Source organism: Streptomyces brevispora (genome assembly GCF_007829885.1).
GTDB classification, from domain to species: domain Bacteria; phylum Actinomycetota; class Actinomycetes; order Streptomycetales; family Streptomycetaceae; genus Streptomyces; species Streptomyces brevispora.
Window position 1 is genome coordinate 117,292 of record NZ_VIWW01000002.1, and the last position, 23,838, is coordinate 141,129.

At 70.0% G+C, this 23,838-nt stretch carries 16 protein-coding genes and 1 pseudogene; 8 read left to right on the forward strand and 9 right to left on the reverse strand.

Annotated features, from left to right (window positions below; translation table 11 throughout):
* Positions 1-12: 12 nt before the first annotated feature.
* Both FHX80_RS30115 and FHX80_RS30120 read left to right on the forward strand, forming a co-directional pair.
* Positions 13-1,092, forward strand: a complete 1,080-nt coding sequence (locus FHX80_RS30115) for an NAD(P)H-dependent amine dehydrogenase family protein (protein WP_145768117.1) — start codon at positions 13-15, stop codon at positions 1,090-1,092.
* Positions 1,089-1,568, forward strand: a complete 480-nt coding sequence (locus FHX80_RS30120; protein WP_145767647.1) for a carboxymuconolactone decarboxylase family protein — start codon at positions 1,089-1,091, stop codon at positions 1,566-1,568. The genes FHX80_RS30115 and FHX80_RS30120 overlap by 4 nt, the downstream gene beginning before the upstream one ends.
* A 147-nt stretch (positions 1,569-1,715) precedes the next feature.
* On the opposite strand, the gene FHX80_RS30125 is transcribed toward FHX80_RS30120, so the two are convergent.
* Positions 1,716-3,302, reverse strand: coding sequence for a GMC oxidoreductase (locus FHX80_RS30125; RefSeq protein WP_145767648.1), 1,587 nt, complete (start codon positions 3,300-3,302; stop codon positions 1,716-1,718).
* A gap of 249 nt (positions 3,303-3,551) precedes the next feature.
* Here FHX80_RS30125 and FHX80_RS30130 point away from each other — a divergent pair, with 249 nt between their 5' ends.
* A complete protein-coding gene (locus FHX80_RS30130) occupies positions 3,552-3,740 on the forward strand; it encodes an antitoxin (RefSeq protein WP_145767649.1) in 189 nt (62 codons plus the stop codon).
* 169 nt (positions 3,741-3,909) lie between these two features.
* Here the strand turns inward: FHX80_RS30130 and FHX80_RS34925 are convergent, their stop codons facing one another.
* Entirely contained in the window at positions 3,910-4,086 is a 177-nt protein-coding gene (locus FHX80_RS34925; protein WP_167523775.1) for a hypothetical protein, read from the reverse strand.
* 330 nt (positions 4,087-4,416) lie between these two features.
* Here FHX80_RS34925 and FHX80_RS30135 point away from each other — a divergent pair.
* A pseudogene (locus FHX80_RS30135) lies at positions 4,417-5,254 on the forward strand (PP2C family protein-serine/threonine phosphatase); the annotation flags it as partial.
* Between the two features lie 37 nt (positions 5,255-5,291).
* On the opposite strand, the gene FHX80_RS30140 reads toward FHX80_RS30135, so the two are convergent.
* Positions 5,292-6,617 carry a geranylgeranyl reductase family protein gene (locus FHX80_RS30140; RefSeq protein ID WP_145767650.1) on the reverse strand — a complete coding sequence of 442 codons (1,326 nt, stop codon included), beginning with the start codon at positions 6,615-6,617 and terminating at the stop codon, positions 5,292-5,294.
* Positions 6,618-7,532: 915 nt separating this feature from the next.
* Between FHX80_RS30140 and FHX80_RS30145 the strand changes: the two genes are divergently transcribed.
* The gene (locus tag FHX80_RS30145) at positions 7,533-10,130 is read left to right on the forward strand and encodes a SpoIIE family protein phosphatase (RefSeq protein ID WP_244318742.1); all 2,598 of its coding nucleotides are present in this window, start codon (positions 7,533-7,535) and stop codon (positions 10,128-10,130) included.
* A 75-nt stretch (positions 10,131-10,205) separates the two neighbouring features.
* Here FHX80_RS30145 and FHX80_RS30150 read toward each other — a convergent pair whose 3' ends face one another.
* The gene (locus FHX80_RS30150) at positions 10,206-12,392 is read right to left on the reverse strand and encodes a discoidin domain-containing protein (protein WP_145767652.1); all 2,187 of its coding nucleotides are present in this window, start codon (positions 12,390-12,392) and stop codon (positions 10,206-10,208) included.
* A gap of 474 nt (positions 12,393-12,866) precedes the next feature.
* Between FHX80_RS30150 and FHX80_RS30155 the strand changes: the two genes are divergently transcribed.
* Complete coding sequence (locus tag FHX80_RS30155) at positions 12,867-14,318, forward strand: helix-turn-helix domain-containing protein (protein ID WP_244318676.1); 1,452 nt, start codon at positions 12,867-12,869, stop codon at positions 14,316-14,318.
* Between the two features lie 68 nt (positions 14,319-14,386).
* Here FHX80_RS30155 and FHX80_RS30160 read toward each other — a convergent pair whose 3' ends face one another.
* Positions 14,387-17,869, reverse strand: coding sequence for a M28 family peptidase (locus tag FHX80_RS30160; RefSeq protein ID WP_145768119.1), 3,483 nt, complete (start codon positions 17,867-17,869; stop codon positions 14,387-14,389).
* A gap of 497 nt (positions 17,870-18,366) precedes the next feature.
* Here FHX80_RS30160 and FHX80_RS30165 point away from each other — a divergent pair, with 497 nt between their 5' ends.
* Together FHX80_RS30165 and FHX80_RS30170 are read left to right on the forward strand one after the other, a co-directional pair.
* Positions 18,367-19,290 carry an aldo/keto reductase gene (locus tag FHX80_RS30165; protein WP_145767654.1) on the forward strand — a complete coding sequence of 308 codons (924 nt, stop codon included), beginning with the start codon at positions 18,367-18,369 and terminating at the stop codon, positions 19,288-19,290.
* Complete coding sequence (locus FHX80_RS30170; protein WP_145767655.1) at positions 19,287-20,279, forward strand: aldo/keto reductase; 993 nt, start codon at positions 19,287-19,289, stop codon at positions 20,277-20,279. The genes FHX80_RS30165 and FHX80_RS30170 overlap by 4 nt, the downstream gene beginning before the upstream one ends.
* A gap of 9 nt (positions 20,280-20,288) precedes the next feature.
* Here the strand turns inward: FHX80_RS30170 and FHX80_RS30175 are convergent, their stop codons facing one another.
* The 4 genes from FHX80_RS30175 to FHX80_RS30190 form a co-directional block, all read right to left on the reverse strand.
* A complete protein-coding gene (locus FHX80_RS30175) occupies positions 20,289-21,431 on the reverse strand; it encodes a serine/threonine-protein kinase (protein ID WP_244318678.1) in 1,143 nt (380 codons plus the stop codon).
* 152 nt (positions 21,432-21,583) lie between these two features.
* The gene (locus FHX80_RS30180; RefSeq protein WP_145767657.1) at positions 21,584-22,324 is read right to left on the reverse strand and encodes an HAD family hydrolase; all 741 of its coding nucleotides are present in this window, start codon (positions 22,322-22,324) and stop codon (positions 21,584-21,586) included.
* A gap of 24 nt (positions 22,325-22,348) precedes the next feature.
* A complete protein-coding gene (locus tag FHX80_RS30185; protein WP_145767658.1) occupies positions 22,349-22,834 on the reverse strand; it encodes an Lrp/AsnC family transcriptional regulator in 486 nt (161 codons plus the stop codon).
* A 129-nt stretch (positions 22,835-22,963) separates the two neighbouring features.
* A complete protein-coding gene (locus tag FHX80_RS30190) occupies positions 22,964-23,554 on the reverse strand; it encodes a lytic polysaccharide monooxygenase auxiliary activity family 9 protein (RefSeq protein ID WP_145767659.1) in 591 nt (196 codons plus the stop codon).
* Between the last annotated feature and the right edge of the window lie 284 nt (positions 23,555-23,838).

Genomic DNA, 23,838 nt, shown 5'->3' on the forward strand with positions numbered 1-23,838 from the left:
ACCCTCCGCCGCATGATTTCCACGGTGGTCTGGGGTACCGGCAATGTCGGCCGCGCGGCCATCCGCGCCGTCGAGGCCCATCCGGCCTTGAAGCTGGCGCATGTGCTCGTCCACGATCCCCGCAAGGTGGGCCGCGACGCGGGCGGCCTTGCCGGGATCGGCCGCGATCTGGGCGTCGCGGCGACCGATGACATCGACGCGGTGCTGGCCACCGCTCCCGGCGCGGTGGTGTACGCGGCCTCCGGCGACATCCGCCCCGACGAGGCATTGGCCGACATCGCCAGGGCGGTCCGGACGGGTGCGGTGGTCGTCACTCCCGCCCTGTACGCGCTCTACGACCAGCGGGGCGCCCCGCCCGAACTGCGTGAACCGGTTCTGGCCGCCATCGCGGACGGCGGCGGCTCGCTGTTCGTCTCCGGCGTCGACCCCGGCTGGGGCAACGACGTACTGCCCCTGCTGATCAGCGGACTCGGGACCGAGGTCGAGGTGATCCGGTGCCAGGAGATCTTCGACTACTCCACCTACGACCAGCCCGACTCGGTCCGCCATCTGATCGGTATGGGACACCCCATGGAGTACGAGCCGCTGATGCTCGCGGCCTCCATCCCGACGATGGTGTGGGGCGGGCAGATACGGCTGATGGCCAGGGCCCTGGGCGTGGAGCTCGACGACATCCGCGAGACCATGGCCCGGCGGCCGCTGGAGACGACGGTGACCACCCGGACGATGGGAGAGTTCGAGGCGGGCACCCAGGGCGCGGTGCGCTTCGAGGTGCAGGGCATCGTCGAGGGCGAACCCCGCATCGTCATTGAGCACATCACCCGCATCCACCCGTCCTGCGCCCCGGACTGGCCGGCACCGCCGGACGGGGCCGGTGCCCACCGCGTGATCATCGAGGGCCGTCCGCGCATCGAGGTCACGGTCGAGGCCACCGACGAGGACGAGAACCGTTCGGCGGGCGGCAACGCCACCGCGGTCGGACGGCTCGTGAACGCCATCGACTGGCTGGTGGACGCGGAACCCGGACTCTACGACGCACTCGACGTCCCCCTGCGCCCCGCAACCGGCAGACTCGGAAGGAAGCAGTCATGATCATCGACATACCCGAGGGCCAGGAACCGATCGGATACGTCTGGGGCGGCATGGTTCCCGGAATCGGGATGGCCGCCGCGAACTTCTCCCTGTCCGTGTACCAGCACACCTCGCTCGGCCTGCGTGAGTTCGAGGCCGCCCGGCTGCGGATCGCGCAGATCAACGGGTGTCTGTTCTGCCTCGACTGGCGCACCGAACGGGACGGCGACAAGGTCGAGGAGGAGTTCGCCGATGCGGTGAGCGAGTGGCGCACCGCCGAGGGCTTCGACGACCGGACCCGGCTGGCCGCCGAGTACGCCGAGCGGTACGCCCTGGACCACCACGGTCTGGACGAGGAGTTCTGGACCCGGATGACCGCGCATTACAGCCAGCGCGAGATCGTCGAGCTCAGCATGAGCATCGGCTCCTGGCTGGCGTTCGGCCGGCTCAACCACGTACTGGGACTCGACGCCGTGTGCGTGCTGCCCGGGCACTGAACCGGACATCCCGGGTGCTGAGCGGGGTGTCCCGGGTACTGGGCCGCCCCACCCCGGGCCCGTCGGTTCGGTTCGCACCCGGGGCGTAACCCGGTAGGAGGCCCGTCCCCCCGCCTCCTACCGGCCGGCCCGCCGCGTCGCGCCCTGTCACAGATCGGTGGCGATGATCTTCTCGATGTTCCGTTCGGCCAGGGCCGTGATCGTGACGAAGGGGTTGACGCTGGTGTTGCCGGGGATCAGCGAGCCGTCGATCACGTAGAGGCCCGAATACCCGTGCAGGCGACCATAGTTGTCGGTGGCCCGGTCCAGTACCGCGCCACCGAGCGGGTGGTAGGTGAGGTGGTCGCCCCAGATCTTGTACACACCGAAGAGATCGGTCCGGTAGATCGTTCCCTCCTTCGCGTTGATCTTGTCGAAGATCGTTTTTGCCATGTCGATCGACGGCTGCTTCCACGAGGTCCGCCAGTTCAGGTCGACCTTGCCGGTCGCGGCGTTCCAGGAGAACTGGGCGCGGTTCGGGTTCTTCGTGATCGACAGATAGAACGAGGCGAACGTCTCGATCCCGGTGGGCAGCGGCGCGACCTCGGCGAACGCGCCACCTGCGGCCCAGTTGTCGATGCCGCCGCAGGGGATGCTCGACTGGACCGCACCGGTCGGGTCCCACACATGGTTGGCGCGGCCGCACATGACGTTGCCGTTGTCGCCCCAGCCCTTGCCGATCTCGTCGTTGAGGCCGGGCAGTCTGCCGGTGGCCTTCAGCTCGGTCAGCAGTTTGCTCGTGCCGACGCTGCCGGCCGCGAAGAACACCTTGTCCGCGGTCACCGTCTTGGTGGCCTGGGTGCTCCCGTCGGTGCGGAGCTGGTCGATGACGACCGTGTAGCCGCCCGCCGATGCCGGGGCGAGCGAAGTCACCTTGTGCAGAGGCGAGATGGTGACGCTTCCGGTCGCCAGGGCCTGGGCGAGGTAGGTCTTCTGCAGCGACTTCTTGCCGTAGTTGTTGCCGTAGAGGATCTCGCCGTCCAGCGCCGACTTGGGCACCGTGCCGGCCGCCTCCTGCTCCATGTAGTCCCAGTCGTACACATCGGGCACGAAGACGAACGGGAAGCCGGAGCGCTGGGCCTGCTTACGGCCGACCCTGGCGTACTGGTAGCAGGCGACGCTGTCGAACCACGCCGGGTCGACGGTGCCGACGCCGAGGCCCGCGTTGGCGCGCGGGTAGTAGGTGGAGTACATCTCGTCGGCGTTGACCGTGGGGAGGACGGCGCCGAAGTTCTCCCGCCTGGGCGTGACCGCCATACCGCCGTTGACCAGTGAGCCGCCGCCGACCCCGCGCCCCTGGTAGACGGTGATGCCGCTGAAGTCCTCGGCGTCCAGGATTCCGGTGTAGCGGGGGATCGACCTGTCGATGGGGAAGCCGAGGAAGTTGCTGAGGGGCTGCTTGGTCTTGGTGCGGAGCCAGTACGAGCGGCCGTCGGGAGTCGTCGTGTTGGCGAAGATCTTGCCGTCCGACCCAGGGGTGTCCCAGGACATCCCCATCTCGACCATGTGGACGTGCATGCCCGCGCGGGCGAGCCGCAGAGCAGCCACGGAACCGCCGTACCCGGTGCCGATCACCAGGACCGGGACGTGCTCCCCGCTGCCAATCACCGTGGCCATGGCGCGGCTCGCCGCCAGGGAGGCGGTGGCGTGACCGGATAGGGCTGCAGCCCCCAGTATGAAACCTGTTCTAGCCATGAATGTGCGACGCGAGACACCACTGGATCCCTTGTGAGGTAAGATTGAGTCCGCCACGTGATGTTCCTCACTCTCGATGGAATGGAAACGAGTTCTACTGGCGCTCACGCAAGAAGTCACTACATACCTGTGAGTAATTTCCCGGGGTCGTGACCACCTGTCGCCTGTCTCGGCCCCCTCTGTCCGGGGTGCGGCGCCGGCGCATCGCATGGATGCTGGAAGCGTCAGCGTTCCATGAGGAGGACAGTCATGAGCATGCTCGACAAGATCAAGGGTCTGATGAAGGGGCACCCCGACCAGGCCCATCAGGGAGTCGAGAAGGGTGGCGACTTGATCGACAAGAAGACGAACGGTAAGCACAGCGGTCAGGTTGACTCGGCCCAGCAGAAGCTCAACGATCAGCTCGGTGACAGCCGTCCGCCCACCGACGGTCGCTAGAACGGGTTTTGAGGACTCGGGAAGCCATCGCGCGATCCCCTGCGGCCCTCGCGCAATCGCGACGGACGCCCTCGCGCAATCCGAACCGCGCAATCCGAACGGAGCGGCAGCCGCCATCGAAATGGTGGCTGCCGCTCCGTTCGTGATGTGGTGGCACTGGTGCCGGAGGTCAGTTGTGGCCGAACTTCCGCTCCCGCTTGTGCGAGACGTGCTCCGAGATCGCTTCCACCCCTTCGGGTGCGGGTGTGGGCGCGGTGCTCGTCTGCTCCTTGGGCTCGGCGGCCGAGGAATGCTCATGGCCGCCGCTGCGGGCGCCACGGTTGTGCCGACTCTGCTTCTTGCCCATGATCGTGCCTCCTGTGCGGATGTCGGACTATGGGCTTGCTTTGAGACTCGCATACAAGTGTAAAGGGTGCATTTCCTCTTGTAAGTGTTGCTTCTCCTGAAGTGCGGGGCGCAGCGGCCCAGGAGCATGCTTGGTGTGTGACCTGGTACGGCGCGGCCCGGGGCGCACCGCTCGGCGAACGCGGCAGTGCGCCCGGGCGACTGGAGGACGGCCGGGCGCCGGACGAACTGTCCCTGGTGCTCGCCCAGGCAGTCGTGAACGGGGTCGAGGCGGCGGGCGGGCAGGCGGGCGGCGCCTATCTGCGCTCCCGCACCCCCGGACTGCTGCGGCTCCTCCGGTCAGCACGTCGGCTCGTGCATCCTCGGTTTCGACCAGCCGCGCGGCTTCAGCCCCGAGGAGCGCACGATCCTCACCGCGCTGGCCGGCCTCATCGCCCAGGCACTGCACCGGGCCCAGCGGTACGACGCCGAGGCCGCCCTCGCCCGCGGACTGCAGGAAGTCCTGCTGCCGCACCGGCTGCCCGTCGTCGACCACGTGGACACCGCGGGCAGGTACCTCGCGGGCACCCAGGGCATGGACGTCGGCGGCGACTGGTACGACGTCATCGAGACCGGCCGCAAGCTGGCCCTGATCATCGGGGACGTCCGGGGCCACGGAGCCGCGGCCGCCGCGACCATGGGTCAACTACGCAGCGCAGTAAGGGCCTTCGCGCTCAGCGGACACGGCCCAGCCCGTGCTGCGCCATCCGGACGGCACGACCGAGGTCATGGACCTGCCGGGCGGAATCGTGCTCGGCGTCGACGCCGACGCGGCCTACCCCGTCACCGAACTGCACCTGGCCCCGGGCGCGATGCTCGCCCTGTACACCGACGGCATGGTCGAGCAGTCGGGAACGGACATTGACGTCGGCATCGAGCGGCTGCGCCGCACGATCGCCGATTTCGGCCCGGCCCCGCTGGCCGATACGGCGGAACACGTGATCGGGCGGGCCAGACAGGCCCCGGACCGGCCCGACGACATCGCGCTGCTGCTTGCCGCCCGCTGGGACGACGCGGACGGCGGGACGGCCCCCACCCCACGAGCGGCGGGAACCGGCCGTCCGGCGGACGGCTTTGGAACCGCACCACCCGCCACCGCGGAGGAGCAGGGGGAAGAGCGCGAGGGCTGACGGCGCGGATCCGCCCGGTACGAACGGCCCGGCCCGGTCAGCGGCGGCGCGCGTTCGGAGCGGGAACGAGACGTACCGCGGTGTTGAGGACATGGTCGATCACATCGCGCGAGGGGTTGTCCGTCAGATTGCTGAGCAGCCGGGCCAGCGTGTTGAGCAGGACCGGCGAGCCCATCACATGCCGGTTGAGGATGGGCTGGAAGCCCGACCGGCTGAAGACGAGATCGGCGGCCGCGTTGCCGAGCCGGTAGTAGCGCCCCCAGCGCCGGTTCATCTCGACCGGGTAGTGGTGGAGCGCCCGTTCCCGCCGCGGGCCCGGGGGCATGGCCAGGGCCAGCGCGGCGCTCTCGGCGGCGACCTCCCCGGCCTCCAGCGCCTGGCCGATGCCCTCACCGTTCCACGGACTGATCATGCCCCCGGAGTCGCCGACCAGGAGGAGGCCTCGGGTGTACAGCGGATGCCGGTTGAGACCCAGCGGCAGCGCGGCGCTGCGGACGGGCCCCTCTGCGTTCTCCTCACGGAGCCCCCACTCGGACGGGGTACGGGCCAGCCACTGGTCCAGGGTGGCCCGCAGATCGGGCTTGCCGTGGCGACGGTGCGGGATCGCGCCGAGTCCCACGTTGACCCGGCCGTCACCCATCGGGAAGATCCAGCCGTACCCTGGCAGATAGCGGTCGCTCCTGGGGAACCGGAGATCGGCCCAGAGTTCGAGGAACTCCTCCCGGGAACGATCGGGGCTGCGGTAGTAGCGGCGGGCCGCCGTGGCGATCTGACGTTTCGTGTCCCGCTGCAGCCCCATCGCGAGAGCCAGCCGGGCGGAGGCGCCGTCGGCGGCGATGACGACGGGCGCCCGGTGCACCACCGGCTCCTCCCTCCCGGACACCGCCGTGACGCCGGTGATCCGCCCGGCCCGGTCGGTCACCGGTTCCGTCACCCTCACGCCGGTGCGCAGCCGGGCGCCGGCGGCAACGGCATGACGGGCCAGGATGTCGTCGAAGTCGTGCCGGCTCCGGGTGAGACCGAAGTCCGGGTAGCCGCCCAGGGCCGGCCACTCGATCTGCACCTGCCGGTCCCCGGTCACCCATCGCATCCCGCGCGACCGCGTCCAGCCCGGTGCCTTGATGTCGACGCCCATCCTGATGAGCTGGTGCACCGCGCGCGGCGTGAGACCGTCCCCGCAGACCTTCTCCCGGGGGAAGCCGGACTTCTCCAGGAGCAGCACGTCCACGCCCGCTCTCGCGAGGTGGAACGCGGCGGACGAGCCGGCCGGCCCCGCCCCCACCACGATCACCTGGGCCTCCTCGGGCCGGCCGGAGGCGGACTGTTCGTCCGGCGGGGACTGGTCTGCGTGCTCTTCCCGCATCGGGAACCCTTTCCTGGGACGGCCGGAGCCGCCCGGGGAAGGCGGCCCTGTACACCGACATCCTGCCGGTTCGGGCCGCCCCGCGGCAGGGTGATCAGGAGTGCGAGGAGTGTGGGCTTTCGGTGAGTTCGGCGAAGCCGCCGCGACACGGATCGGGGCCGCACGGAGTGCGGCCCCGAGGACGACGGGCGAAGGGTGACGGGGTCAGTACGGCAGCGGACGCCCGGACGGAGTACGCAGATCGAGCGGCGGCGGCCGCGACGGAAGCTGGGGACGTCTGACAACCCTGATGCGGCCCACTGCCACCACCTCCTGTCGGTCACCCGACCTATGCCCGACAGTACGCCCTTCACACGTCCGGGGGCAGGTGATCACTTTCTGTTACTACTCTCCGTCTGCTCCCGGGGTATGGGGTGACGGTGGTGTGCCCGGCGTGCCTCGGCCATGAGCACCGCCCAGGAGCCGACGAGCACGGTCGGCACGAGGAGCACCGTCGCCCGGCCCACCGCCCTGAGACGGAGCGAACGGCCTTCCCCGCCGGAGCGGCAGCCCGACCGCCTCTGTCAGGAACACAGGCACCATTTCCGGGTCATGCCCGGCCCCGGCGGACGGGCGCGGCGGCGACGTCCGTATCACCCGATCGGAACGTCTCCACCGGGTCCCGCGCGGGGGTGCCGGGTCCCGCTCCGCGTTCCGGTCCCGGCGATTCGTGTTAGACCTGAGGACGTGTGTGGAACAGGTCGGTTCCGGGCGTGGATTCACCGCTCCGCCCGGCGGCCGCATCGGCGCGATGCCGGTCACCGCCCGGGCGGTGACCGGAATGCGCCCCCAGGTTCGGACGCGAAGCAGTCCTCACGGGGGCGCCGGCTGCGTGCCCTCGTCAGCTTTCGCACCGTGGCCGGTCAGGTCTTCTTCATGATGCTGGGCATCGTGGTGCTGCTCGTTGCCGCCGCGATCGCCTCGCTGGTGCTTCAGGGCCGGCGCGAGAGCATGGGCGACGCCGAGACCCGTTCGCTGAGCGTCGCCGAGGCGTTCGCCCACGCACCCGGGATGGTGGCCGCACTGGACAGCCCGGACCCCACCGCGGTGCTCCAGCCGCTCGCGGAACAGACGCGGATGGAGACCGGCGTCGAGTACATCGTCGTGACCGGGGCCAACGGGATCCGCTACACCGACTCGGACCCTTCACAGATCGGGAAACAGGCCAATCCGCGGTACAAGGAGGCCTTGCAAGGGCGGGGGTTCACCCGGACGTACAAGGGCAGCCACGGCCGCGCGGTCGTCTCGGTGGTTCCCGTGCCACGGCCCGGCGGCCCGCCTGCCGGACTGGTGACCGTGGGCATCAAGGTCGAGACCGTGAACAAGCTGGCCCACCCGAGCATCCCGTTCGCCATCGGCGCCGCGGTGACCGCTCTCGCCCTCACGTCGGGCGCCGCGGCCCTGGTGAGCCGCCGCCTGGGCCGACAGACGCGCGGCCTCGGTCCGGCCGAGATGACCCGGATGTACGAGCACCACGACGCGGTGTTGCACGCGGTCCGCGAAGGGGTCCTCATCATCGGCGCCGACCGCAGGCTGCTGCTCGCCAACGACGAGGCCCGAAGACTCCTCGAACTGCCCGCCGACGCCGAGGGGCGCGCCGTGACGGATCTGGGCCTGGAGCCCCGTACCGCCGAGCTGCTGGCCTCCGGCCGGGTCGCCACGGACGAGGTGCGGCCGGCCGGGAACCGGCTGCTGGCCGTGAACCTCCGCCCCACGGGTGAACGCGGTGGACCACCCGGCCTCGTGGCGACCCTGCGGGACACCACGGAACTGCAGGTCGTCACCGGCCGGGCAGAGACCGTACGGGAGCGTCTGATGCTCCTGTACCGCGCGGGTGACCGCGTCGGCACCACCCTCGACGTCACCACGACCGCACGGGAGCTCGCGGAGGTCGCCACCCCCGAATTCGCCGACTGCGTGACGGTCGATCTCGCCGACGCGGTGCTGCGCGGAGAAGAACCGGAGCCACCCTCCGGCGATGTGATCAACGTGCGCCGCACCGCCATCTCCGGCACCTCCACGGACCACCCCCTCTACCCGCTCGGCCGCGTCATCGGGTTCGTTCCCCTCGCCCCCGAAGCCATCGGCAGCAGCAGTGGCCACACCTGGATGGTGCCCGATCTGACCAGCTCCGAGCAGTGGCGGAAGGTCGACCCCGAGCAGGCCGCGAGAATCCTGGAGCACGGATTCCACTCGCTGCTCTCCGTGCCGCTGAACGCGCGTGGTGTCATCCTCGGCATGGCCAACTTCTGGCGCGCGGAGAACGAGGAACCCTTCGACGCCGAGGACCTGTCCTTCGCGGAGGAGCTGGTGGCGCGGGCGGCCGTCAGCGTCGACAACGCCCGGCGCTACACCCGCGAGCACGAGATGGCGGTGACCCTGCAGCGCAGCCTGCTCCCGCGCGGTCTTCCCGAGCAGAACGCCCTGGACGTGGCCTTCCGCTATCTGCCGGCCCAGGCCGGGGTGGGCGGGGACTGGTTCGATGTGATCCCGCTGTCCGGCGCACGGGTCGCCCTGGTCGTCGGCGATGTGGTCGGGCACGGTCTGCATGCCGCGGCCACCATGGGCCAGCTGCGCACCGCGGTGCAGAACTTCTCCACGCTGGACCTGCCCCCCGACGAACTTCTCAGCCACCTCGACGAGCTCGTCGCCCGGATGGACCAGGACGAGCAGGTCGTCGGCGGCATCGCGGTCACCGGGGCCACCTGTCTGTACGCGATCTACGACGCGGTCACCGGGCGCTGCTCGGTGGCCCGGGCCGGTCATCCCGGGCCCGCCCTCGTGCTGCCCGACCACACTGTGGAGTTCCCCGAGATTCCGGCCGGTCTGCCCCTCGGTATCGGCGGAATGCCCTTCGAGGCGACCGAACTGCAGGTGCCCGAGGGGAGCCGCCTGGTCCTGTACACGGACGGCCTGATCGAGCGTCTTGACCGGGACTTCGACAGTGGTCTGGAGCAGTTGAGCCAGGCCCTGGCCGACCGGGACCGGACGCCGGAGGAGACCTGCGACGACGTGCTGGAAGCCATGCTGCCCACCCGTCCGGGCGATGACGTGGTCCTGCTGGTGGCCCGTACCCGCACCCTGGACCCGGCCCGGCGCATGCAGTGGGAGGTGGCCCGTGACGCCTCGGCCGTCGCGGGCGTCCGCAAGGAGGCCACCGAGTGGCTGGCCGACCAGGGGCTCGACGAGGAGGGGTTCGTCACCGAGCTGATCCTCAGCGAGCTGGTCACCAACGCCATCCGTTACGGCTCCGAGCCGATCACCGTGCGACTGCTGTACGACCGGGCCCTGATCTGCGAGGTGTCGGACTGCAGCAGCACCTCGCCACATCTGCGCTACGCCGAGGCGACCGACGAGGGCGGGCGGGGGCTGTTCCTCGTCGCCCAGTTCGCCGAGCGCTGGGGCACCCGCTACACCGCGCGCGGCAAGGTGATCTGGTCCGAGCAGACGCTCGACGAACCGCCACCCGAGTAGGGCCGTACCGACGGCGACGCGGGGTCCGGCAGCAGCTGCCGGACCCCGCGCCGTTCGTTCATCTCAGGAGGTGCGTCACGGGAAGGACACCACGTTCGACGGGACGGTGGACGTCCCCGACGTGGGTGATCCGGTGTTGTTGATGACGTGTTCGTACTGGCCCTGGCCGCCGAGCGAGACGACGAGCAGGTCGTGGAACTTCACTCCGGGCTTCACCGGAGCTTCGAAGCCGTGGCCCTGGCGGATCGTCGGGTCCACGTTGAAGTAGCAGTAGCTGCCCAGGCCCCAGCCCTCATGGGTGGTCACGGAGTCGTCGACCTTGTAGGCCGCGTATCCCTTGGTGCCGCCGTTCTGGACGGCCGCCTGGTTCGGGGCGTCGTACGCCTTCTCGTTCTGGAAGAAGATCGTCTTGCCGTTCTCGCCGGACCAGCGGACGTCGTACTTGTTGAAGTGCTCGACGAACAGCCCGGTCGCCAGCACGTCGTCGCCGTTGACCTGGAGGCCGTAGTCGGACCGGTTGGTCTCCCAGCCGACGCCGTCACCGTGGTCGGCGCGCCACAGCCAGGTGTGGTCGATGATCGTGTCGTCGTTGTTGATCACCATGCCGGTGGTGGCCTTGCCCGCACCCGCGCCGCCGACCCGGATGAACACGTCCTGGACGGTGGTGGGGTTCGCCGAGTGGTCGGCCGAGGCGCCGGTGGGGCCGACCTGGACCAGCACCTGGGAGTTCTGCGTACCGGCGTCGACGAGGAGGCCGGCCAGCTTCACGCCGTCCACGTCACCGACCTTGATTGCCGTGACCCCGTTGTCCGGGATGATCGTGGCAAGACCCAGGCCCAGCACGACCGTGTTGGCGCGGTCGATGTTGATCGTCTGGTTCACGTGGTAGATGCCGGGCGTGAACAGCAGGTGCAGACCCTGCTGCACGGCCGCGTTGATGGTCGCGGCGGTCGCGCCGGGCTTGACCACGTAGAACTGGCTCAGCGGGATGGACTCGCCCTGCGGCGTGCCGTTCCACGAGACACCGCGTGCGTTGGTGCGCTTGGCGGGGACGAACACCTTGTAGTTGTTGCCGTCCAGGTACAGGAACGGCTTCTCGCGGGAGACCGGGGTGTTGTTGAGGGTGGTGTAGGGCGGCTCAGGGAAGCTCTGGGCGGGTGCGCCCTCGACGCCGGAGAACGTCATGTTCCAGACGCCGTTGCCCCAGCTGCCGATCGAGCTGTCGCGGGTGTACCACTGCTGCTGCGAGTACGGCGCGACCTGACCGTCGATCTTGCTGTCGGCGATGTACCCGCCGCTCGCCCAGCCGTAGCCGTTGGGGGCCAGGTTCAGCCCGCCCTTGACGTGCATCCGGCGGAACGGGGCGGCCTGGGAGACGGCCCAACGGTCCGTGCCGTTCACCGGGTTGAGTGCCAGGTTCTCCGCCGAACGCCAGAAGTTCTGGGTGGCGTTCCCGTTGAACCAGCCCGCGTCGACGGTCACATCACCGTTGAACGTGGTGTCGTCCGGCTTGAGACCGAGACCCGCGATCGAGGTGTAGAAGCCGATCTGCGCGTTGATGTTGTTGTACGTGCCCGGCTTGAACATCAGCGCGTAGCGGCGGGTGCCGAACTGCGCCGACTCCTGCTGCTTGAAGATCTCGTCGACCTTGGCCTGGATGTTGGGCGTCGAGGGATCGAAGACCAGGACGTTTGGACCGAGGTCGCCGCCGCCGGGGATCTGCGGGCCGCCCGGGTCGCCGCCGGTGGTGCCGAAGACCTGGAACTCCCAGAGCGAGTAGCCGTACTGGGTGGCCCGCTCGGTGCCGGTCAGTCGGACGTAGCGAGCGGTACCGGAGAGGTTCAGGGTCTCGTTTCCGCCGTGGCCCGTGGTGGTCGAGTAGGCGGTGCTCCAGGTGTTGTTGTCCGCGGAGAACTCGATCCGGTAGCTCTTGGCGTAGGCGGTCTCCCACTTCAGCGCGATCTGGCTGACCGAGGCGGCGGAGCCCAGGTCGACCTTGAGCCACTGGGGGTCGGAGGCGGCGCTCGACCAGCGGGTGCCGTTGTCGCCGTCCACGGCGGAGGTGGCCGGAGTGCCGTAGTTCTCCTGGCTCGAGGCGGTCACCGTCTTGCCCTGGGAGAGCAACGAGGGTGCGGCGCTCGCCGGGGCCGACGGCACGATGGCCAGGAGCGAGACGACGAGACCGGCGACGGCGGCCAGCACGCCAGTGCGTCTTCTGCCGGTCGAGGGCAAGGTTCTGTGGAACACGGGGGGTGCGTACATGGGGAATGTCTCCTGAGTCGCGGTACGGGTGCACGACACGAAGTCGGAGAGCGCTCTCTCCGACCGATGGGGATACTTCTCCCTCCGTTCCCTACGCGTCAATAGGTGTGCAACCACCGCTTGGCCAAGCGTCCTTGAGAACAAGAGTTGATGACTGATAGCTCACGATTAACCGACTTCCGCACCCCTTCAAACCTGCTCCGCCGAAGATCTGACGGGGCGTCGATTCAGGTGATGACGGTGCGTACGCGTGGCGTGACGAAGGCGTTGCATGCCGTTGCCACCGCAACCGGACGCCGGCCGGAGGCACGTGTGGCGGGTCGGAGGATCTGCGCACCGGAGGTCACCGCGTCTGTTACCGGACATCTTGCCGCCACTGCGGGGACACGGGGTGCGAGTGCTCGCTATCCTCCGGGGCATGAGCCGTGAGCGTGGCAAGCGCGGCGCCCTTGACCAGGCGCGACGGTGGTCCGGGTGACCGGGGACATGGGCCCCGTGCCGTCGGACGCCGGTGGCGCGGAGGCATGGAGATCCTTCGGAGTCCGCCTGCGCCAGTGGCGCAGGCGGGCCGGGCTGACACAGGCACAGGTGGGCGCACGCGTCGGCTACGACCACACCGCCATCAGCAAACTCGAACACGGCAGCCGCCGGACGCCGCTGCCACTGGCCCGCCGGCTGGACGACCTGTTGACGGCGGGCGGCGACCTCGTATCCGCCTGCGAGGCGGCCGAGGCGAGGGAGGCCGCGGGAGCCACCGGCGGGGCGGGTGAGGGTCCGCGCCCTGGGGACACCCCGGCCCGCCGGGGCCCGCTGCCCGGTGAACCCGCGGGCGGCGCGCTCCTCGCGATGCTGCCACCGGGAACGGTGCTGCCCAGCAGCCTTCCCGCGTACGGACTCGCCTGCCCGGTGCACGGCAGGGACGGCTGCGCCGTACCCGCGCTCAGCGACGTCGTCGAACTGCACGCGGCCTTCTGCGCCCTGGGCCCGGACGCGTCGTCCCACCCCGCGCTGGACGCCGAGACCGTGCACGCGCTGACGGCCCTGCTCGCCGTCTGTCTGCGCGCCGACGAGGAACGCGCCTGGCCGGGAGCGACCGCCGTCGTCGAACGCACGTTGCACGCCATGCTCCGGTGGATGGCGTTGCCCGCGGCGCCCTATCAGCGTCAACTAGCCCCGCTGGCAGCCGAGTACGCGCAGTCGGCCGGCTGCCTGCGGCTGCTGTGGGGCCGCAACGGCACCGCGATGGCCTGGCTCGACCGGTCGCTGCTCTGGTCCGCCATGGCCGGCCGGGTGGGGACCGAGGTCGCGGCGCTGAGCGACATGAGCACCCTCGCCCGGCTGGAGGGCGACGGGCCGTCGGCGCTGGCCTACGGCGGGGCCATAGCCCAGGCCGCGGCGGGCCGGCCCTGGGCGGGCGCCATGAGCGATCTGTACCAGGCACGCGGCCACGCGGTCCGGGGAGATGCCCCGCAGACCCTGAGGCACATCGACCGCGCCTGGTCCCAGCTGGACCGGGTCGAGGAGCGGGACGAGACGGAGGCGCCCTGGCTCTCCGTGGCCTCGGTGAGCCTGCGGGTGGAGTCGGGCGCGGCGGGCGCGCTGCGCGATCTCGCCGCGGCCACCGGGGACCGCCGGTTCGCCCTGCGCGCGGTCACGGCGGCGGTTACCGCGCTGGGCCTGCTGCCTCCCGGGATGCACTCGGCCCGGATGCTCTTCCTGGCCCGGATGGCCGACGCCCACGCCTGCGCGGGCGACCTGTCGGCGGCGCAGGCGGTGGCCGGGCCGGTGCTCGACACCACCGAGGTGACCCCGTCGACACTGCTCGGCCAGGAACTGCGCGGACTGCACGGGAGGCTGGCCGCCCGCGGAGCCGGCCGCCCCGAGACGGACGACTTCGTCCGCAGACTCGCCGCGGTGGTCCGCTGACGGTCCGCTGAAACGCCAGGGGGCGGGGCGTGTGGATCACGCCCCGCCCCCACCCCCCTGATGACGGGTCAGCTCACGTCGAGTGCGACATCGTCCACGACGAAGCTGGTCTGCAGGTAGGCGTCCTCCTTACTGGTGAACCCCAGCGTCACCGTCTGCCCCGCTGCGGAGCCGACGTCGAAGCTCCGCTGGACGTAACCGCTGCTCGCGTCGAGATTCGAGTACGTGGCCAGCGTCCGCGTCCCCAGCTTGACGGTGAACGTGTCGTACGCGGTCGCGTCGGCCGCCGACTCGGCGGTGTCGGTGCGCACGAAGAACGACAGCCGGTACGTCGAGCAGCCGGCCGGAACGGTCAGCGACTGCGATGCGCTGTCGCTGTGGGTGCGGCCCCAGCCACCGAACCAGGCCTGGTAGGAGCCGCTGTGCGCGGGCTTCTCCGAGGTCCGGTTGTTGATGACCCCGTCCGTCTGGGTCCACGGCGCCGTGCCGTTCTCGAAGCCGCCGTTGGCGACGACCTGCCGGGCCTGGCAGGTGCCGCCGCCCCCCACGACCAGCGAGTAGGTGGTGGTGTGGGTGGCGGTGCCCGTTCCGGTCACCGTGATCGTGTAGGTACCCGCGGTGACCTGCGTCCCCACCGAGACGGTCATCGTGGAGGAGGACCCCGACTGCACGGACGACGGCGCGAAGGAGACGGTGACACCGCTCGGCGCACCGGAGGCCGTCAGCCGGACACTCTGCCCGGAGCCGCTGGTGGTGGCCGTGGACACGGTCGCGGTGGCGGAGGCGCCCGGCTGGACGTTGCCGGAGACCGGGTTCACCGAGACGGAGAAGTCATCGGCCGGTGCCGTGCTGCCGACGGCCGTCTTCCATACGGTGTAGGCGATTCCGTCGGCGCTGCGGTCGAGAGCGGTCGCGTTGATGTTGCTGGTGGTGTCGCACGCCTGGTGGTAGCACGGGTCGTAGGAACGGCCCGCGGTTCCGCCCCACTTGGCCGCCTGGGCCGAGGTCTTGGTGGCGCTGGCACCGGTCGCGTAACCCGAGGTGGCGATACCGCCCTGCTGGAACGAGTAGTCGTCGGAGCGTCCCTGGCCCTCGGTGTTCTCCTCCGGAGCGAGGCCGAGCGAGGTCCAGTACTCCTTCATCGGGGCCGACGCGGCCGAGTTGAGGTTGTTGATGAAGTAGCCGCTGTTGGTGGAGGAGATCATGTCGAAGTTGTAGTACGCGCTGATGGCGGTGCGCTGGGCGGAGGTGAGCTGCCCGACGTAGTACTGGGAGCCCTGCAGGCCCTGCTCCTCGCCGTTCCACCAGGCGAAGCGCACGTGCTTGGTCATGGTCGGGTTCTGCTGGGCCAGCGCGAGGGCGTTCTCCAGCAGCGCGGCCGATCCGGAGCCGTTGTCATTGATGCCGGGCCCGGCGCTGACGCCGTCCAGGTGGGCGCCGAACATCACGGTCCGGTCCGTCGGTCCGCCCGGCCAGTCCGCGATCAGGTTCTTGCCCGCGTAGGTGCAACTGGTGCAGGTCTGCTCGCTGACGGTGTAACCGGCCGCTTGGAGCTTGCCCTTCACATAGGCGAGCGAGGCGGTGTAGCCGGCGCTGCCGGCCCGCCGGTTGCCACCGTTCTGCGAGGCGATGGTGTTGAGCTGCGACAGGTGGGACTGCACATTGGCGACGCTGATGTCAGGAGCCGTGCCGCCCGGATTGCCGCCGCCGTCATTGACGGTCAGTGTGTACTGAGCGGTGTGTTCCTGGGTGCCGGCACCCTTCACGGTGAGGGTGTACGTCCCGGGCACCGCGGCCGACGTCGTGGAGACGGTCATGGCCGAGGTCGCACCGGACTGCACTGCGGACGGGCTGAACGAGACGGTCACACCGCTCGGCTGACCCGTCGCGGACAGGTTCACCGTCTGCGCGCTGCCGGAGCTGACGGTCGTCCTGACCGTGGCCGTCACCGAGTTGCCCGGCTTCACCGAGCCGGTGGCCGGGTCCAGCGACATCGAGAAGTCGTTGTTGCCGCTCGGGGTGCAGGTCGGGTCGCCGCTCTGGGCGGGGACACTGACGGCGTCCCAGGCAGCCTTCGCCCGGTTGAACAGCACACAGGTGGCGTCGAGCGCCTTGGCCGAGGTGAGCGTGGCCGTGCGGTAGCGCTTGTACGTCATGCCGCTGGTCTTGAGCAGCATGCCGCCGTAGAAGACCTTGCCGGCGCTCTGGATGCCCACTCCGGTGACCGAGGAGCTGTTGCACGTAGGGCTGGACGGCTTGCCACCGCCGGGGCTCGATCCCTCGGCCAGCAGGTAGAACCAGTGGTTGAGCGGACCGGCCGCCGCGTGCTCCTCGGTGGTGGGTATGGAGGAGCTGTAGCAGTTCGGGTCGCCGGTCTGCCCAGGGTTGTACATGATGCGGATCGGCCCGTTGCCCACGAGGTTGATCTTCTCGCCGACGGTGTAGTCCGGGTCGTCGTACGGGGCCGGCTCGTTGGTGTACGCCTCGGTGAGCGCCCCCATGATGTCGCCGGTGGCCTCGCCGAGACCGGACTCGTTGTTGGCGCCGCCGGGCGTGTACTGGTCGATGCCGTGGCCGAACTCATGGCCCACGACGTCCATGGCCGCGATCCACTGGTTGGCGTTGTTGTGGCCTATGGAGACCGTGGAGCCGTCCCAGTAGGCGTTCACGTCGTTCAGCCCGACCTTGACCGGCCAGCTGCGGCCGTTGCCGTCGTGGCCGTTGCGCCCCAGCCAGTCACGCAGCATGTCCCACTCGTGCTGGGCCGCCCACATGACGTCGACGCAACCGGTCTCCTTGCTGGAGGCGCTCCCGGTGCCCCAGGAGTCGGTCGACTTGGTGAAGACGCCCCCCGTGCTGTAGTCGGCGCAGCTCAGTCCCGGCCTGCCGGGGTCGCGCAGCGAGTAACTGCCGCCGGAGGAAGTGGTGTTGATCGACAGCGGGGACGGCCCGTTCCACTGGCTGTTGCCGGTGCCGGCCTTGACGTCGTCATAGCTGTCGAGCACCGCGCCGGTGCCCGCGTCGACGAAGACGTGCAGACGGCTGGGCACCTTCGCCGTACGGCCGGTCAGCACGGTCTCCCAGGCCAGCCGAGCCTTCTTGCCGGTGGCCCGGACGACCAGCCGGTGGCTTTCCACCCGCTCCACCGATTTCAGCTTCTTGCGCGAGGTGGCCTCGGCCTTCCCGGCCGAAACGGTCGCGGTGGTCGGGACGTTGATCCGCCGGGAGACCGCCGACTGCGCGCCGCGGACCCGCCCCTTGGAGTCCGCCACCACGACGGCGTCCCCGCCGACGACCGGCAGTCCGCGGTAGGTGCGTTGGTACGCGACGGAGTAGAGCCCGTTGACCCACGGGGTCACGTTCTGGCGCTCGTAGCGCTCCTCGGGCCCCTTCGCCAGGGCATCCAGGCCGCTGACCGCCGCCCGGTCGGCGGCCGACACGGCAGCCGCGAGGGGGGTGGGGGCGGGGGAAGACGGTTCCGCGGAAGCTGACTGGCTACTTGTGGCGACCAGCATTCCGGCGAGGACGGCCAGGGTTGTCCCGGCCGTCATCGGTCTGCGTTTCATCGAGGCTCCTCGGTTCGTGGGGACCTCGATCACGGGCAGTGGCGTGGGGAGACGCACCCGCCCATGCGACTGCTGTCGGCTTCCGCCCAGGTGGTGTCCGTGATCGAGCGACCGAACACTCACACGTAGCCATGGCGTCGTCAACGAACTGGGGCCGCACTGAAGGGAGTTGGCAAGTCTGGTCAAGTCGCCCTGGTGGGATCGCACAGCAGGGGCACAGGAACGGCGGAAGCGCGCGAAGGGGGTGGTGTGCCGGCCGGGTGGCTCGCGAGAGATCGACGGCGCGGGGACACTCGGGCGCCGGAGGTCGCGAGGGGAGTGGACGTATCCGCGGGGCGGAGCTACTCTACATCCGCATTGAATGATCACGTCGTAGAAATATTCATCGCTACCTTATCACCCATCAGTCAATTACGCAAGCTCTTCTGGTGCTCCATCACCTGGCCTGCTCCGGCCCGCGACCAATGAGGAAGACGACAGTCATGACTTCGGGAACAACCACCGCGGCGGCCGCCGGTACCTGGCGACTGGGTGATCTGACCGTCAACCGGATGGGCTTCGGCGCCATGCGTCTGACCCAGGACGGCGCGGCGCTCAGCAATGACCGCACCCCGCACGACCGGGACCGGGCCATCACCGTGCTGCGCAGGGCCGTTGACCTCGGCGTGAACCACATCGACACGGCAGCCTTCTACTTCTCACCGATGCGCTCGGCCAACGAGCTGATCAACCGGGCACTGGGCCCCTACCCGGACGACCTGGTCATCACCACCAAGGTCGGCCCCGGCCGGGGACCGTCGGGCGACTGGCTGAACTGGGCCCGGCCCGAAGACCTGCGCGGTCAGGTCGAGGAGAATCTCCGTCAGCTCGGCCGCGACCATCTCGACGTGGTGAACCTGCGCATGAACGGCCCCGCCTCGATCGCCGACAGGTTCGGCGCGCTGGCCGAACTGCGGAAGGAGGGGCTCATCCGTCACCTGGGGCTCTCCAACGTCGGCGCCGGCCAGATCGCCGAGGCCCTGCCCATCGCGCCGGTCGTCTGCGTGCAGAACCGCTACGCCATAGCCGCCCGCAGTGCGGACTCCGAGGAAGTGCTCCGGATCTGCGGGGAACGGGGCATCGCGTTCGTGCCCTTCTACGCCATCGCCGGCGACGGCCGCGAGTCCGGGGCGGCCGCCGCAACCGAGAACGATGCGGTGTCCGCCGTGGCCAAGGCCCACGACGCCTCGCCCGCCCAGGTCCGGCTGGCGTGGACGCTCCAGCGCGGCCCGCACGTACTGGCCATCCCGGGCACCGGCAACCCCGACCACCTCGCCGAGAACGTCGCGGCGGCCGCCCTGCGGCTCACCGAGGAGGAGTCGCGGCTGCTCACCGAACTCGGCCAGGACGCCGGCCAAGTAGCATGATCTTCATGGAACAGCGCGAACTGGGCAGGACCGGACGGGACGTATCGGTCGTCGGACAGGGCACCTGGCAGCTCGGCGGGGACTGGGGCGAGGTGCGGGAGGCCGATGCCTTCGGCGTGCTCGACGCGGCCGTCGAGTCCGGCGTCACCTTCTTCGACACCGCCGACGTGTACGGGGACGGCCGGAGCGAACAGCTCATCGGCCGCTATCTGAAGGAGCGTCCGGACGCACCGGTCCTCGTCGCGACGAAGATGGGCCGACGCGCCGAACAGGTGCCGGAGAACTACGTCCTGGACAACTTCCGTGCCTGGAACGACCGCTCGCGGTCCAACCTCGGCGTCGACACCCTCGACCTCGTGCAGCTGCACTGCCCACCCACCGCCGTCTACTCCTCGGACGCGGTCTACGACGCCCTCGACACCCTGGTCGCCGAGGAGCGGATCGCCGCCTACGGCGTGAGCGTCGAGACGTGCGCCGAGGCGCTGACGGCCATCGCCCGCCCCGGCGTCACGAGTGTCCAGATCATCCTCAACCCGTTCCGCCTCAAGCCGCTGGACGAGGTGCTCGAGGCCGCGCTCGCCGCCGGGGTCGGCATCGTCGCGCGAGTGCCGCTCGCCTCCGGGCTGCTCTCAGGCAAGTACACCGAGGAAACCGTCTTCGCCCCGGAGGACCACCGCACGTACAACCGGCACGGAGAGGCGTTCGACCAGGGCGAGACCTTCTCCGGAATCGAGTACGCGACCGGGGTCGCCGCGGCAGCCGAATTCGCCGTACTCGCTCCCCAGGGGGCGACTCCGGCGCAGACCGCGCTGCGCTGGATCATTCAGCAGCCCGGCGTCACCAGCGTGATCCCCGGGGCGCGTTCGGTCGGGCAGGCGCGCGCCAACGCGGCCGCGGCGGCGCTGGAGCCGCTGCCGCAGAAGGCGCTCGACGCGGTACGTGACCTCTACGACCGCAGGATCCGCGCGGCGGTTCACGACCGCTGGTAGCGGGCGGGGCTACCGGCCCTCGTCCGGGGCCGGTGATTGCGCACCGCTCGTCGAGGTGACGTCGTCCGGTGTGGTGGCCGAGCTGGAATCGGGGGAGAACAGGCTCATCCCCAGGTACACGGCGGCGAGGAAGGCGACCGTGCCCGCGATGGCGCTGGCCACTCTCGGGCGGCGTCTTATCGCCTCGCGGGTGCTGCGCCGCCGGGTGCTCCTGGACCGGCCCGCCGCGCGCCGCCCATGGCCGGCCGCCTGGGGCAGCCGGTAGGTCGTTGGACCGCCGGAGTCCTCACCGGAGCGCTGCGGGGCCGGGGGAGTCGGTGCGGACGGCGGCGCGTAGGGCATGGCCGGTGCGCGCGGGGGAGCGGGCCGGTACATCGGCAGCGGCTCCGCCTGCCCCCGCCAGGCCTCGCTGTGGAACCAGTCGGCGACCTGCTGGGCCGTCGGCCGGTCCTCGGGCTGCTTCGCGAGCAGGCCCAGCAGATACGAGTCGAAGGCAGGGGACATCTCGACGCCGCGCTGCCGCAGCGGCACGGGGGGCGAGTCCACGTGCTGGTAGAGGGTGGCGGTCGGGGTGTCCGAGCGGAACGGCGGCTGACCGAGCAGCAGTTGGTAGACCACGCAGCCGAGGGAGTACATGTCGGACGCCGCGTCGGCCGTTCGGCCCAGGGCCCGCTCCGGAGCGAGGTAGAGGCTCGTGCCGACGATGTGGCCCGTGGTGGTGAGTGCGGCTGAGGGATCGTCGACGAACTGGGCGATGCCGAAGTCGCCGATCTTGACGGTACCCTCCGCGTCCACCATCAGGTTCCCGGGCTTGATGTCCCGGTGGACTATGCCCTGCCGGTGGGCCGCGGCCAGCCCGGCGGCCGCCTGGCCCGCGATACGGGCGACCTGTTCCGGATCCAGCCGTTCCTGAGTCAGCAGCAGATCGGCGAGGCTCCTGCCCTCGACGAGCTCCATCACGAGGAAGAGCCGGTCCTCCCAGGACCCGAAGTCGAACACGGCCACCAGATGGGGATGGCTCAGCCGGGCGGCGGTCTGGGCCTCCAGCCGGAAGCGCGCGGTGGCCGACTCGTCGGCGTGCTCCCCCAGCAGCAGCTTCACGGCGACGGACCTGCCGAGGACCTCGTCCGTGGCGCGCCAGACCTCGCCCATACCGCCACGACCGATAGCGGATATCAGTCGGTACCGACCAGCAACCAGCACCTGCGCACACCTATCTCGAATGTCTTGGGCCGAGGACCGCTTCGACTGCCGCGGCTGCGACCTCATCGGGAACCGGACGGGGTGGGGGACACGCAGCAAGATCAGGATATCCGGCGTGCGGCCTCCGGACGACCGTCGGCCGGCGTCGGCACCGATCCGGGGAACAGCCACGCGTATGCGCCCTGCGCGCTGAACTCGCCCTGCCCGCCGGGAAAGAGCAGATCAGCCGCCGTGAACACCGGATCGCCGGCCGTCGCCGGGACATAGGGGACGGCGATGCAGCGCATGCCCGCCGCCCGGGCCGCGGCGACGCCCGGCGCGGCGTCCTCCACCACCACGCAGTCGGCCGGCGCGGCGCCGAGACGCCTGGCGGCCTCCAGGAAGACGTCCGGCTCCGGCTTCCCGCGCGCCACCTCCTCGGCGGACACGTACTCGGTCAGATACGCGTCGAGGCCGGTGCCCTTCAGCACGGCGGCTATCGCGGCCGGCGACGAACCCGACGCGACCGCCATGGCGACGCCCCGGGCGTGCAGCATCTCCACGAACGTGCGCATCTCGGCGAAGGGTTCGGTCGAGGTGCGTGCCAGCTCCAGATAGATGGCGTCCTGCCCGGCCGCCAACTCGTCGACACCGGCCCCGATGCCGTACTCGGTGCGCAGCACGGCCAGCGCCTCGCGGTTGCTGATTCCGAGGAACCGGGCGTTCTGCTCCCAGGTGAAGTCCGGTACTCCGTACCGCTCCAGCAGCAGCCGTGCCGATTCGTAGGCATTCGGCTCACTGTCCACGAGTGTGCCGTCCAGGTCGAAGACGACCGAAGGGGCCTGTGCGCGCGATGAGTTCATGGCGGTCATGCTCTCAGTCGGCGATCACTGCGGGCCACCCGCCGCCGTCCGGCCCACCGATTCCACCAGGGGCAGCAGCCGGTGCGGCACCCGCTCGCGCAGGGCCACCTCGGTCCGGGTCCTGACCACGCCCGGCAGCTGGATCAGCTGCTGGATCACATCCTCCAGATGCCCGTTGTCCCGGGCCACCACCCGGGTGAGCAGGTCGCCGCCACCCGTGGTCGAGAAGGCCTCGACGATCTCCGGCACGGCGGCGAGCGCCTCGCCCACATCGTCCAGATGCCCCTGCGTGACCTCCAGGTGCACAAAGGCGAGTACCGGGTGGCCGAGCGCGGCGGGCGAGAGGATCGGGCCGCTGCCGGTGATCACACCGTCCCGTTCCAGCCGGTCGATGCGGGCCTGGAGGGTGCCGCGTGCGATGGAGAGGATCCGTGCGTACTCGCGCACGCTGGTGTGCGGCTGTTCGATGAGCAGCCGAAGAATGCGAGTGTCGAGTGCGTCGACCGCCATGGTCCGCCGGCCTCTTCCTGGTACGTCGGTCGGGGCAGCGACTGTACCAATGGCGCACCGTGGGCCTCCGTGGCGGGCCGCCACCCCGTACCGGCTGGAGGCCGGGCGGCTCGGGGCGGCAGCTGGACGTCAGAACTGCATGTCGGAACAGGCGTAGAAGGCGTTCCCGGTGTCGGAGATCGTCCAGACGCCGAGGATCAGATGCTTGCCGGACTTCTGCGGCAGCACACCCGAGTGGCTCACGGTCGAGCCGGGCAGCTTGCCGCCGAAGGGCACGGTGAGGAACGGCTGCGGTTCCAGGTCGGCCCGGGTGAGCGGCCGGGTCGGGTCGTAGCCGTCCTTGGTGATGTAGTACCGGAAGTCGGTCGTGGCGTGCCGCGCCTCGATCCGCCAGTTGAACGTGTAGTTCTGACCGGCGGTGACCTTGGTGGCGGGCCAGGCGCCGCCTCGCGGGTCGTCGAGCTCGGAGAACCGGCCGATGCCGCCCGAGCAGATGTGGCCGTCGGCCGGTCCGCGGGTGGGGAAGCCCTTGGGTCCCTCGACGCTCGGGGGCTCCCACTGGATCTGCCCACAGTGCTTGACGGTTCCGATCCCGCAGAGTTGCTGGCGGCTGATGGGGGAGTCGGTGTAGCCGTGGCTCTCGGCACTGCCGGAGGTGGCGAACAGTGCCGCACCGGCCAGGCCGAGCCCGGCCAGTAAGGAAGTGATCCTTCTGCGCATACGTAGCTCCTGGAGATGTGGGGTGATGTCCGGAGAGTTCTGCGGTCTAGACCAAGGGTGAGCGTAGTCATGTCAACCAACCGTGTCCATGCCGTCCTGAGCGGGCCGCCGCCCGATCCCGCCCGGGGCTGTCCCGCGGAGGGTGGGAGCGCCGCGGGCCTCGCATCGGGTGGTCCGTTGGTCGGCTGCCGGCGTGTCAGAGAGGCGTTTCGGTAAGCCAATGGTTCATCGTTTGGAACTCAATTTGAGCCAATAGGTTGATGGATGCTCTGATGTACCTGTCG

Bases quoted from the DNA above. Each gene is read 5' to 3' on its own strand.
- FHX80_RS30115 (WP_145768117.1), top strand. From the start codon at position 13: ATGATTTCCACGGTGGTCTGGGGTACCGGCAATGTCGGCCGCGCGGCC.
- FHX80_RS30120 (WP_145767647.1), top strand. From the start codon at position 1,089: ATGATCATCGACATACCCGAGGGCCAGGAACCGATCGGATACGTCTGG.
- FHX80_RS30125 (WP_145767648.1), bottom strand. From the start codon at position 3,302: ATGGCTAGAACAGGTTTCATACTGGGGGCTGCAGCCCTATCCGGTCAC.
- FHX80_RS30130 (WP_145767649.1), top strand. From the start codon at position 3,552: ATGAGCATGCTCGACAAGATCAAGGGTCTGATGAAGGGGCACCCCGAC.
- FHX80_RS34925 (WP_167523775.1), bottom strand. From the start codon at position 4,086: ATGGGCAAGAAGCAGAGTCGGCACAACCGTGGCGCCCGCAGCGGCGGC.
- FHX80_RS30140 (WP_145767650.1), bottom strand. From the start codon at position 6,617: ATGCGGGAAGAGCACGCAGACCAGTCCCCGCCGGACGAACAGTCCGCC.
- FHX80_RS30145 (WP_244318742.1), top strand. From the start codon at position 7,533: ATGATGCTGGGCATCGTGGTGCTGCTCGTTGCCGCCGCGATCGCCTCG.
- FHX80_RS30150 (WP_145767652.1), bottom strand. From the start codon at position 12,392: ATGTACGCACCCCCCGTGTTCCACAGAACCTTGCCCTCGACCGGCAGA.
- FHX80_RS30160 (WP_145768119.1), bottom strand. From the start codon at position 17,869: ATGACGGCCGGGACAACCCTGGCCGTCCTCGCCGGAATGCTGGTCGCC.
- FHX80_RS30165 (WP_145767654.1), top strand. From the start codon at position 18,367: ATGACTTCGGGAACAACCACCGCGGCGGCCGCCGGTACCTGGCGACTG.
- FHX80_RS30170 (WP_145767655.1), top strand. From the start codon at position 19,287: ATGATCTTCATGGAACAGCGCGAACTGGGCAGGACCGGACGGGACGTA.
- FHX80_RS30175 (WP_244318678.1), bottom strand. From the start codon at position 21,431: ATGGGCGAGGTCTGGCGCGCCACGGACGAGGTCCTCGGCAGGTCCGTC.
- FHX80_RS30180 (WP_145767657.1), bottom strand. From the start codon at position 22,324: ATGAACTCATCGCGCGCACAGGCCCCTTCGGTCGTCTTCGACCTGGAC.
- FHX80_RS30185 (WP_145767658.1), bottom strand. From the start codon at position 22,834: ATGGCGGTCGACGCACTCGACACTCGCATTCTTCGGCTGCTCATCGAA.
- FHX80_RS30190 (WP_145767659.1), bottom strand. From the start codon at position 23,554: ATGCGCAGAAGGATCACTTCCTTACTGGCCGGGCTCGGCCTGGCCGGT.